We start from the raw sequence: 11252 nt of genomic DNA on the forward strand, positions 1-11252 counted from the left end.
GAATATTTCAGCACCTGGCTCTTGCCCGGTGGCTGACATATGAAATGTTAACGCTTTGTTCCCGTTGCATTAAGGCGCAGTCAGATAACAGGCTGAGTTTTAATGCTGCCCGGCCGTGCCACTGCCCTGAGAGCCTTCAGACGTCGACGCTGCCCTGGTGATGTCACAGCCCGGCGTGTAAACGGGCATCTGACCCCCTCCCTCCGTCTTCACGCCCCTGAAGACAGGATAGCGGAACGGGACCTTATAGGTGACGCTCCCCCGCTTCATCACGGAGTGTTCCATCGGGGACCGGCTTCCTGACAGTGCTCTCCGGCGTTATAAGCGGCCGGCCGTTGATGCCCGCGGTCAGACCATTGACGCCTTATTGCCGGCCAGTCCGGATACCCCGTTACTCTCCCGGGGAGCATATCCGAATCTCACCGGAGAGGTGCCCGGGAGTCGGTGCAACAGATGCGTATTCACATCATTGTGAATCTATTTTAATTTTTCAGCATCAGAAGTCATGTGAATATATCATATATCAATCAACGCATCGAGGCAGACAGCCTCCTGTTGCCGGAAGGCTTTGCCCCCGATGCCCCACCAATATTCATTTTACACAGAGGACTGCTATGTCTGAACTTTGGCCGAAAATACCCGACGCTGACGCAGGACCGGCTCCCCGTCAGTATCGGGACAGCGTGGCTTATTACCCTGAAGCGGAAAAGGCACAGCGCTTTGAACAGCGCGGGGATTACATCCAGGCATTTCAGGCCTGGATGAGGGCAAACCATACATCATGCAATGAACTTAACCGACAATGGAGCCGGTCGAGAGCTGAGTTTTGCGAGAAACTCAGCCTGCGGGGGCCACTGACAGGCAGAAGGGTGAGTTGACGTCGCGCCCCCCCCCGGGGAGGGGCTGCCAGCCAGGTTCTGCCGAAAAAAAACAAAGGCAAAGTTATACTGCCGGGCCATGGCTTCCGATTAAGGTTGAAAAATGCTCAGCGTCAAAGGCCGTCACTTTTCCAAAGCACTCAGTCTGATGAGCCGGACGGTGGAAGCTTGCCTGTTCGCTCCGTTATCGCAATACTGAAGAGCTTCCGGAGGAGCGTGGCGCGGATGTGGACCATTCCACCGTGCAAAAATGGGTTATTCATTACGCCCCGCAACGTTTGACCACATCTTTTCCGACAGAACCAGCCGCGGGGCAGCGCCGCTCACGCCACAGGCGTGCTATGTTCTCTTGCTGCCAGCGTATTAGCCGGTGACCCTTCTTGCCGCCTCAAAATGCCCCGCCCAGTAGGCGTTTTCAAGGGTGGACACCGTGACGCTCCGACTGCCGGAAGCGTGGATGAACCAGTGCTCCCCGACATAAACCCCCACATGACGTATACCGGGCTCCGTCTGAAAAAAAATAAGGTCGCCGGCCTTCAGCTCGCCGGTCCGGACATTTTTCCCTTCTTTGATCTGTTCTGCCGTCGTCCGGGGCAACTGTCTGGCCAGCGCCTCGCGAAAAATCTTCTGTATCAACGCGGAGCAGTCGATACCGTCGCGGGACTGCCCTCCCCACAGGTAGTGGACGCCTTTCCAGTGCCGGTAGGCATTCATAATCCTGCCCGCCACCGTATGAACATCGGTCGCGCGGCGGCCCCCGGATGACAGAATACTTCCTGTCCTGAAGGGGGAAGCGGGCCTGGCGGATGCCGGTCCGGCAATACTCAGGACTGCGAGGGTAATAAAAATCTGAAATAAGGATTTACAGTTCATCTATTTTGCTCTGATGCACATTCTGGAAGGTCGTATTTTGACCACTGGTACGATGAGCGTCAAGCATTATATTGCTTAAATAGTAACCTCCCCGGGGGTGTGCTTTGTCGCCGGATAAATATTCAGAGAATATCAGGGCATTAATTATCTGGATTGTGAGTTAACAGACGAGCAATGTTGCAGCCCTGTTGCTTGTGTTTTCTGAATGTTATATGAGAGCATTATTCAGCGCCGCTTTTACCGGAGTTTATATATGTCAAAAGATACTGAACCGGATATTACCGCTGACCGCCCAAATCCGGTTTATTCCGACGGCGGGAGTATTTCCGTGCCCGTGCAGCTGCTTCGGGGGGATATTACCTGCCGGCTTGGCATGAATGAGCTTATTTTTCTGATTCATCTGTTTGCCTTTGTGGATGCACGTATCCCGGAGTTTCCCGCTTCCCCCGGGCTGCTGTCTGAGTGCCTGGGCCTGACGCCAGAATTTATTCAGGACAGCCTGTGCGGGCTGGAAAAAAAAGCTTTTATTATCAGGGTTAATGCCCCTGAGGGTCGCCCGGATATCGGCAGGCGGGACGCTTTTGATTTATCCCCGCTGCTGCTCAGAATGATGAATGCCAACGGGTGGAATGCGCCGCCGCTCCACGTCTGTCCCCGGTGCGAAAAATCCGTCAGTACAAAAGAGGACGCCGGGCGGCTGTTCGGATTTCGCCGTATGCGCAACGGGAAAACCATTATTCAGAGCTGGTGTAAGACCTGCCGGCTCGGTAAATAGTCGGTTCGACGTGAAAATGAAAAATAAAAATTAATGAAATGTGAATTAATATAATTCAATATGACAAAAAGGTTTATTTATTGATGCTATCTCACGACTGAAATTTAGTTCAGCCAGAATTATCCTAAATAAAACCCATTTATGCCTTTTTTGATTTCCTTCACATTTCTTGTTTGTGGATAATATTCCCGAAAATGATCTAGATCAGATCATTCTGTCGTTAAAATAATCACTCGGGTGAAATTCCATAATGAATACAAATATGAAAAAAATCGTTCTGGCCTTAATGGCGGTCGGTACATGCGTGTCAGCTCCTCAGGCATTTGCCGCACGCAGCACCTATGGCGGCAGTGGCACCCTTCATTTTCAGGGGGGGGTGACCGACGGTGCCTGCACCATTGACACCACGTCAGTCAATCAGACCATCTCGCTGCCGGAGGTTAAGGTGTCGCGTCTGAAAAGCGCTGGCGATGTGGCAGGGGAGACGGACTTTCACATCAAACTGACGGACTGCGATATCACTACGTTCCACACCGCTATGGTTAAGTTCACCGGGATTTCCGGCGTAACCGGCACGCCAGCCAACACCTTTTCACCGGATACCTCTGCGGCTGACAGGGCAAAAAATGTCGGCCTGCAGATTAAAGATTCTGGCGGTCATGTGCTGACCCCGTCGCTGGACTCTACCCCACAGGCATTAACACCGGGAACCGATCAGATAGACTTTACTGCTGCCTATCAGGCCGGCGCGGCGGTAACGCCGGGCAGCTTTAATGCCACCGTAGGTTTTGCCGTCGACTACCAGTAATAAGTCTGAACCTTACCGTCGGCGGGGCTCAGGGCATAACCCTGGTTATTTTCCCCGCCGCCGGTAAGTCCGACTGAATAAGCGATTCATGCAATGCACATCAAATTGCATTGCCTGAATCACTGTTTCTTTTCGCTGTGCCATTGCTCTTCCCTGACAAGTGATACTCATGCCGTTAACGAATATCTCACTCTTTCCCCCCGGCCGTTTATCGGGGTGGCAGGCCGTCCGTGTGGCGAGTCTGCTACCGGCGAGTTTGTTGTGCATCGCCATGGTCGGCGCCGCGGAGGCGCCCGTGCAGTTCAATACGGACGTCCTGGACGTCCAGGACCGCGAGCATATTGACCTGAGCCAGTTCACCCGGGCCGGATACATCATGCCGGGCACGTACACCATGACGATTCAGGTGAATAAAGGCACCCTGCCGGAGCGTCCGGTGTCCTTCATGGCGCCTGACGACGACCCGAAGGGGAGCGAGGCCTGCCTGACGCACGACGACGTGGCTCAACTGGGGTTTAAGGACAGTATGACCCCGAAACTCACCTGGTGGCATGACGGGCAGTGTCTTTCAACGGACGCGGTGAAGGGCATGTCGCTGCGGGGAGACCTGAGCTCGGGCGTCCTGTACGTCAGCATCCCGAACAGCTTTCTGGAGTACAGCGGGGAGGACTGGGACCCCCCGTCCCGCTGGGACGACGGCGTGCCGGGCGTATTGCTGGATTACAATATGACAATGCAGACCACCCGGCAGCAGGCCGGCGAAACCCGCCGGTCCGTCAGCGGAAACGGCGTTGCCGGGGCAAATCTTGGCCCCTGGCGTCTGCGGGCGGACTGGCAGGCGCAGGACAGGAACGACGCAGACCAGAACGGAGCAGAGCATCTGAAGACCACCTGGAACCGGTACTACCTTTACCGCGCCATCCGGAGCCTGCGGGCAAAGCTGTCGGTGGGAGAGAACTACCTGAGTACCGGGCTGTTTGACAGTTTTCGCTACACGGGGGTAGGCCTGGAGTCTGACGACAGTCAGCTCCCGCCAAATCTCAGGGGATACGCGCCGGAGGTGGTCGGGGTGGCCAGAACCAATGCCAGGGTCACCGTCAGCCAGCAGGGGCGGGTTATCTATGAATCCACCGTTGCCTCAGGGCCTTTCCGTATTCAGGACCTGAATGCGGCGGTCTCCGGCAAGCTTGACGTCCGGGTGCAGGAGCAGGACGGCAGCGTCCAGACGTTTTCCGTTAATACCTCAGACATTCCGTACCTGACCCGACCGGGAAGCATCCGCTACCGGGTGGCCGCGGGGAAACCGTCGGACTACCGGCATAACGGCAATGGCCCGGCATTCGGGGCCGGTGAATTTTCCTGGGGGGTGAACAACGGCTGGTCGCTGTACGGTGGCGCACTGACAGCGGACCGCTATCATTCGCTGGCTGTCGGGGTGGGCCGTGACCTGCTGGCGCTGGGGGCGATATCCCTTGACGCCACGCAGTCCCGCGCGCAGCTGCGGGAGGGAACAAAGCAGGGGGGGAGCTGGCGCCTGAGCTATTCGAAGCGCTTTGACGAGACGGACAGCCAGGTGACGTTTGCCGGATACCGCTTTTCAACCCGCAATTTTATGACCATGTCACAGTTCCTGGATGCGTATCAGCATACGAAAACCGCCGGCGTGGCCGCCGGCAGCCGGCAGTCCTGGACCCTGACGTTTAACCAGCAGTTCCGGTCGTTGGGTGCCAGCGCTTATCTGAGCTATACCTATAACAACTACTGGGATGGCCGGGCGGACAGCGCCTACAGCGCCTCCCTGTCCCGCTACATGGATATTGGCCGGCTGAAGGGCGTCAGCCTCAGCCTGTCGGCCACCCGCTCGCGGGTGAACGGAAAGAATGATAACGGCCTGTATCTGGGGCTCTCCGTCCCGTGGGGCGAAAGCGGCCAGCTGAACTACGGCGCGAATGCCCGCGGCGGAAACGTCAGCCACTCCGTCGGGTATTACGACAGAATAGACGGCAACAACACGTACCGCATCAACGCCGGGACTGACCAGCACGGTCGCGTCACGGGAGACGGGTATCTGACGCACGAGGGCAGCCTGACGGAAATGACGGCCACGGCGGCCTGGCAGGGCGGCAACACCGGGTCCCTGGGGATGTCACTGCGTGGCGGGATGACCGCCACGCCATACGGGGTGGCCCTGCACCGGACCGGCTCGGAGGGCGGAACCCGCATGATGGTTGACACGGCGGGCATCAGCGGCGTGCCGGTCAGGGGCGGAAACGGCGACACCAGATCCAACGCCTTTGGCAAAGCCGTGGTGACCAACGTGGGAAGCTACTGGCGTAACAGCGAGTCGCTGGACCTGGATAAGCTCGGGGATGACGTAGAGGCCACGCGCTCTGTCGTGGAGGACACGCTGACGGAGGGGGCTATCGGGTATCGTAAATTCACGGTAATTGCCGGGAAGAAGGCCATGGCCGTACTGAAATTACCTGACGGCAGCTCGCCCCCGTTCGGGGCCACCGTGCAAAACGACACGCAGGCCCAGACCGGCATCGTCAGCGATGACGGCAGCGTCTGGCTGTCCGGTATGCGTCCGGGCGAGGTGATGGCGGTCAGTTGGGATGGGGCTGAGCAGTGCTCTGTCACCCTGCCGTCGCCGCTGCCGGTAAATTCACAGACGCTGCTGCTGCCATGTAAAACCGTTCGGGGAGTGGGGCCTGCCGCCCCGACGGGAAAATAAACCGCCCCGCGGACGACGGGGTCGCCCGTTGTGAGTTATCCGCTGAACGTTGTGTTATTCCCGCCCCGGGAACCCCGGCGTCCGGATGCGATGTCCGGACAGGAAAATATGAAATGAGAGAGCCTGAATGAAAAAAGTATACCGTCATACCGGCCCCCTGCTGGCCGTCACTGCACTTGCCGCACTCCTGACTGCGCAGAGCGCCAGCGCTGCCCTGGCGCTGGACCGGACCCGCGTGGTACTCAACGGGGATGAAAACTCGGTCAGTCTTAACGTGAATAACGACAATACGCAGCTCCCGTTTCTGGCGCAGGCATGGGTGGAGGACGCGGCGGGCAACAAAATCAGCGACCCGCTGGTTGCCCTGCCGCCGGTCCAGCGCATTGAGCCGGGGGCGAAAAGCCAGATAAAGGTGCAGTCCACGGGCGGCATATCCCGGCTGCCACAGGACCGGGAGTCCCTGTTCTATTTTAATCTGCGGGAAATTCCACCGAGAAGCGACAAGCCCAACACGCTGCAGATTGCCCTGCAGTCGCGCATCAAGCTGTTCTGGCGCCCGGCCGCGCTGAAGGCCGGTCCCGGAACGGAGCCCTGGCAGAAGAAGCTGACCCTGACCCGGCAGGGCGACCACTACGTGGCCGGCAACCCGACGCCATACTTTATCACCATCAGCGACATCTCCTCCCGTGACGGCGGCGCCGGCGTGAGCGGCTTCGAGCCGGTCATGCTCCCGCCCCGGGGCAGCGCCCCACTGAAGGGGGCCGCGGCGAGCCTGGGAGAAAGCCCGGTACTGACCGTTATCAACGACTATGGTGGCCATCCGAAGCTGGTGTTCAGCTGCAGCGGCGGGCGCTGTCAGGTGAAATCCATGAAGGACGACTGATGTCACGCCCGGGAGGCAACAGCCATGAATAACCACAAGCAACGTCACGACATCCGGTTCCGGAAGAAGACCGTTGTGGCCGCGGGGGGGCTGATACTGGCGGTCCTGGCTGGCACCGGCGTCACCCTGCCTGCCGGTGCGGTGGACGTCCGGGTAACGGGCGCCCTGGTCAGCGGCCCCTGCTCCCTGAAAACCACGGACATTACGGTCAGCGCCGGCGAAGCGAGCGCCCGCTTTTTTTATACACACGTCCCGGCCCGCACGGCCGGCACCGGTTTTGATATCGTCCTGCAGGGCTGCCCGCCGGGCGTGGCGGGAGACGCACGGGTGACGCTCACCGGCACGGAGGACCCGGCATTGCCCGGGCTGCTGCTACCGTCCGCGCATCGCGGCATGGCGTTCGGCATAGAGACGGCAGACGGACACCTGCTGCCCGTCAACCAGCCCGTTTCGGCGGCGAAAGCGTTCCCGCTGAGCGCGGGAGAGACCGTGATGCACCTGAAGGGGTTTATTCAGGCCGAGCCTGACGCGGTGCGCAACCGGACGCTCTCACCTGGCCCCCTGCAGGCCGTTGCGACGTTCAGGGTGTATTACCCGTAACGACTCAGGCTGCCCGGGCAACTGTCGCCAGCACAGGACAACAACAGGATACAGAAGAATGAAACAGACCGTGATTTTTTCGCTGCTGGCACTGGCCGCGGGGCTGGCGACGCTGCCGGGCCGGGCGGCGGATGCGGTGGGCACGATGGATATTCGCATCAGCGGAACGGTGGTGGCCAATACAACGTGTACATTCAGCTCCCACACCGGGAGTGTGGATTTTGGCGAGGTGTCGTTCAGCAACAGCAGTGGTCATTCGGTGATTGACGCGCCGACGTCCCCAAAGGATTTACTGGCCCTTAACTGCACCGGCCCCGGCGTGCCGGCAACCGTTACCCTGGACGCCGCGGGCAGCACAGGGACAGGCTCGTCGGGAGGGTATACCGTGCTGAAGACCTCGGTTTCCGGGCTGGGCATCCGGCTGCTGAAGGATGGCAACCCGGCGAATGTTGGTTCAGCTCTGAGCTTCAATACCAGAGTTCCACCGACCCTGAGTGTGCAACTGGTACAGACCTCATCCTGGCTGAGTGAGAGTCCGTTCAGCGCCAGTGGAACCCTGCACGTGAATTTTCCGTAATCAGAACGCCGGGTCCGCGTGAGTCCGACCCCTCATTCATCATTTTTGGAGTATTTTGCTATGAATAACAAAACGAAGCGGCCCGCAGGGCTGAGCCGGGTTGCGCTTCTGGCGACGAGCCTGCTGCTGCCCCTGTGTGCCTCTGCCAGCCCCGTAGACAGCACCAGTTACACCTTTTCCGGGACTCTGAAGGAGGACCGGCACTGTGCGTTTGTCAACGCGAGGGCTCGTACCGTTACATTTCCTGACGTGAGCTATGTGGACCAGGGGGGAGGGAAAAAGACCCTGACCTCCCAGCCCCCACAAAAGCTTCTCGGGACCATCGTGAATTGCACCGGGCTCGCGGGCAGTGGGGTTGAGCTGGCGTTCACGGTGCCCGCGGGAAACCTGGGTATGAACCCGGCGGATACGTTTCAGGTCCTCAAGGCGGGAAATGGCACGGGAATTGAGCTGCTCGTTGACGGCAGGGCTCAGGATTTCGACAAGGCCATCAGCGTGACGGACCCTGGAAACCCGCCGGAGCTGACCGTGAAGGTGGTGCAAATGGAAAATGATGGCGCTTCGCTGGCCGCCGGTAGCCTTTCCGCAACCGCCACCCTGAATCTGAGTATTCCATGATAGCGGAGAGAGTGTAATGGGGCACTGCAGATATCTGCTGTGGGCCATTGCGGGCCTGCAGATTGTCCTCGGCGGCACGCTGCTGTGCGGGCAGGCGATGGCTGATGGTAAACAGGTCACGTTTCAGGGGCGCATCGTGCACATCGTGCAATGTACGGTGAACGACGATAAGCCCGTGGAGGTGTCCTTCGGGAATGTCAATGTGACGACGGTGACTGCCGGGCGCCATAAGGTGCCGCTGCCCGACAAACTGAAATGCACGGGCGTCGGCTCGGGGAATGTTGTCACCATGGTGCTGAACACTACCCGCAGGGGGACGCACGACCTGAGCGGTATGGGGACCGGTATTACCGGGCTGGATATCAGGTTGCTGAAGAACGGCGCCCCGCAGGCGGTAGGGGCGCCGTTTGTGGTCGACCCGGACAGTCCTCCCGTGCTGGAGCTGGAGCTGGAGCTGGATCCTGCGGTCGCCTCGCCGGCGCTGGAGGATTTTGAGGCCACGGGGACGCTGACGTCGGAGTACCAGTAATGCAGGATGCCCCGCTCAGGGACCGGGTGACGCAGTACGCCGATGCCCTATACCCGGACATGCAGATACTGGCCCCCACGCGGTGGGGAATGCGGCAGGCCAGACAGACGCTGCTGACGCACTTGAACGGTAAAGGATTTGAGCGGTATCCGGACAAAACGCAGGTGGGGCGGCTGTCCCGGGCCCGGTTTGACTGGCTGGGGTGGAATTTTACACCTGACGGCATTTGTCCTGTGCCGCGCAGTACTATCAGGAGAAGCGGTGTACAAGGTCGCGGTATCCCGGCGCAAAAGGCTGCGCTGAGGATGAAATACATCACCATCTACAGCGCTGTTCCGGACGGAAAGTAATAACGGGGTCTGCGATGACGACAGGCCGGTTTTTTAAACACACTTCTGCGGCGTTATGCGCAGCCGGACGGAATATCCCGACGGGCAGAGGTAAGAATTAAATAAGAGAGAGACGATGTATCGTACCTGCGGAACTTACGCCCGGCCTCTTAGCCCACTCATTCACGCGATTCTCTTTGCCGCCTGCGTTAACATTGGGTCTGCGCATGCAGGTTACGGGGCGATCGAGCATGCTGAACCCGTACTAGAGCACAGTTGTATGCGTGGATCGGTGGGCATGATTAATTACACTGGCGGAACATGTGCGATCGCCGGCCAGGAAGACCCTGACTGGCGATTCCGGGCCGCCGGACACGAGAGGTGGTCGACGGACCTGGACCTGCCCATGCCCATTTCTATGTACCGAGATGCCTACGTCACTGCATCGGGCAGGTACCGCATACGTTGGTCCGCGTGCGACCACACGGACAAGTGCAGTATCAGGGCGCGGGCCGGGTTCGCAACGAGCGCGAATGCTGTCTTCCTGGATAAGACGATCCCCGTGGGACGGGGGTACCCCACCCTTGGCGGGTTACTGGACACTGCTCTTGAGACCACCGATGGAAGCCTGTGTGTTACACTCGTGTCAGACACTTCCCCGTCCGAATTGAGGCCATCAGGAGGAGGGGAATGGTGTCAGGATGCCCAGGAGCTCCCCACTATCCCCCCGAAATGCACGGTCAATGGGGGTAGCGTCCTGGATGTCACCTTTGGCAACGTCGATGAGTCACATGTCCGCGGGACACCATCGACTCCTCCCGACCCCGGGAACACCCAGACTAAATCGATAAACATTACTTGCGAGCGTATGACTAAAAGTACCGTCGCTCATTTTAAGTACGATGTGGATGCGAGCGTTGATGGCGGGAAAGCAGTTAAAACCACCAGGCCCGGCCTTGGGGTGGCGATAACACTTGGCGGGCACCAGGTAGAACCCAACGGGGTGTACAGCATAGCCTCAGGGGCCACGGTGTCCACGTCGGTGGACATCGGTTTTCAGCTGGTGCGCGACCCGTCCGTGGCCTCGGTCGCGGGTGGGTTCTCCGCCAGTGCCACCATGATACTCACGGACGAGTGACACAGCGGCGACAGACTGCTGTTCACCGGGTTCTGCCGCGATAAGGGCGGCAGGTTAGCAAAAGTGGCGCTGCCGGTTATTTAGGCAGCCAGCAAATAGAATTGTTCTGCCGGTGATAGTTCGCTGCCAGCTGGATGAGGCAATTGCCCCTTATGTATCATGTGGGTTAACTCAATGCCTGCCAGTGTCGCCTGCGCACGCCGAAATGATTTGAAACCCGGCATCGGCCGTATCCGTCGTTTGATATTCCGGTGGTCCTAATGCGCGCCTTTTCTGCTCCACTGCATCTGCTGCTTTTTGGCCATTCGCCTGGCAATTACTTCGTTGATCGTGGATTCCACAAACGCCGTTGAAACCGGCTCCCCGTATTTAATCTGCCAGTGTTCAACTTCAGGTGGACCCCGCCATGCCGTGCTGCGGCATTCAAAAATCAGCGACTGTTGTGAATATTTTCCTTTTGTTTCAGAAAAAAATCCATGCGAGCGTTGTCCGACATATTCGCCGGGAGCA

Annotated in this window: 12 protein-coding genes and 2 pseudogenes; 11 read left to right on the top strand and 3 right to left on the bottom strand. The window is 58.8% G+C overall.

The features are described 5' to 3' along the window. Positions 1 to 614: 614 nt before the first annotated feature. The gene (locus tag B9Y90_RS24665) at positions 615 to 878 is read left to right on the top strand and encodes an ANR family transcriptional regulator (protein WP_085542961.1); all 264 of its coding nucleotides are present in this window, start codon (positions 615 to 617) and stop codon (positions 876 to 878) included. A gap of 363 nt (positions 879 to 1241) precedes the next feature. Here B9Y90_RS24665 and B9Y90_RS24670 read toward each other — a convergent pair whose 3' ends face one another. Further along, positions 1242 to 1751, bottom strand: coding sequence for a C40 family peptidase (locus B9Y90_RS24670; RefSeq protein WP_085542962.1), 510 nt, complete (start codon positions 1749 to 1751; stop codon positions 1242 to 1244). Between the two features lie 253 nt (positions 1752 to 2004). Between B9Y90_RS24670 and B9Y90_RS24675 the strand changes: the two genes are divergently transcribed. The 10 genes from B9Y90_RS24675 (at position 2005) to B9Y90_RS27630 (ending at position 10742) form a co-directional block, all read left to right on the top strand. Continuing rightward, positions 2005 to 2526, top strand: coding sequence for a hypothetical protein (locus tag B9Y90_RS24675; RefSeq protein WP_085542963.1), 522 nt, complete (start codon positions 2005 to 2007; stop codon positions 2524 to 2526). Positions 2527 to 2788: 262 nt separating this feature from the next. Then, positions 2789 to 3334, top strand: coding sequence for a fimbrial protein (locus tag B9Y90_RS24680; RefSeq protein ID WP_176227924.1), 546 nt, complete (start codon positions 2789 to 2791; stop codon positions 3332 to 3334). 169 nt (positions 3335 to 3503) lie between these two features. Then, a complete protein-coding gene (locus tag B9Y90_RS24685) occupies positions 3504 to 6068 on the top strand; it encodes an outer membrane usher protein (RefSeq protein ID WP_176227925.1) in 2565 nt (854 codons plus the stop codon). A 127-nt stretch (positions 6069 to 6195) separates the two neighbouring features. Continuing rightward, entirely contained in the window at positions 6196 to 6951 is a 756-nt protein-coding gene (locus B9Y90_RS24690; protein ID WP_085542966.1) for a fimbria/pilus periplasmic chaperone, read from the top strand. Positions 6952 to 6975: 24 nt separating this feature from the next. Next, positions 6976 to 7551, top strand: a complete 576-nt coding sequence (locus tag B9Y90_RS24695) for a fimbrial protein (protein ID WP_085542967.1) — start codon at positions 6976 to 6978, stop codon at positions 7549 to 7551. Positions 7552 to 7609: 58 nt separating this feature from the next. Continuing rightward, the gene (locus B9Y90_RS24700; RefSeq protein ID WP_085542968.1) at positions 7610 to 8128 is read left to right on the top strand and encodes a fimbrial protein; all 519 of its coding nucleotides are present in this window, start codon (positions 7610 to 7612) and stop codon (positions 8126 to 8128) included. Between the two features lie 60 nt (positions 8129 to 8188). After that, positions 8189 to 8746 (top strand): fimbrial protein, encoded by a 558-nt coding sequence (locus B9Y90_RS24705; RefSeq protein WP_085542969.1) that lies wholly within the window; start codon positions 8189 to 8191, stop codon positions 8744 to 8746. Positions 8747 to 8762: 16 nt separating this feature from the next. Next, on the top strand, positions 8763 to 9275 hold the full coding sequence (locus B9Y90_RS24710; RefSeq protein ID WP_085542970.1) for a fimbrial protein: 513 nt from the start codon (positions 8763 to 8765) through the stop codon (positions 9273 to 9275). Beyond that, on the top strand, positions 9275 to 9625 hold the full coding sequence (locus B9Y90_RS24715) for an RNA-dependent RNA polymerase family protein (RefSeq protein WP_085542971.1): 351 nt from the start codon (positions 9275 to 9277) through the stop codon (positions 9623 to 9625). The genes B9Y90_RS24710 and B9Y90_RS24715 overlap by 1 nt, the downstream gene beginning before the upstream one ends. A gap of 397 nt (positions 9626 to 10022) precedes the next feature. Further along, on the top strand, positions 10023 to 10742 hold the full coding sequence (locus B9Y90_RS27630; protein ID WP_369678991.1) for a fimbrial protein: 720 nt from the start codon (positions 10023 to 10025) through the stop codon (positions 10740 to 10742). Positions 10743 to 10822: 80 nt separating this feature from the next. Here the strand turns inward: B9Y90_RS27630 and B9Y90_RS24725 are convergent. Together B9Y90_RS24725 and B9Y90_RS24730 are read right to left on the bottom strand one after the other, a co-directional pair. Continuing rightward, positions 10823 to 10999, bottom strand: a pseudogene (locus B9Y90_RS24725) (DDE-type integrase/transposase/recombinase); the annotation flags it as partial. 3 nt (positions 11000 to 11002) lie between these two features. After that, positions 11003 to 11252: pseudogene (locus B9Y90_RS24730) on the bottom strand (hypothetical protein); the annotation flags it as partial.

The organism is Cedecea sp. NFIX57, assembly GCF_900177785.1.
Taxonomy (GTDB): domain Bacteria; phylum Pseudomonadota; class Gammaproteobacteria; order Enterobacterales; family Enterobacteriaceae; genus Cedecea; species Cedecea neteri_C.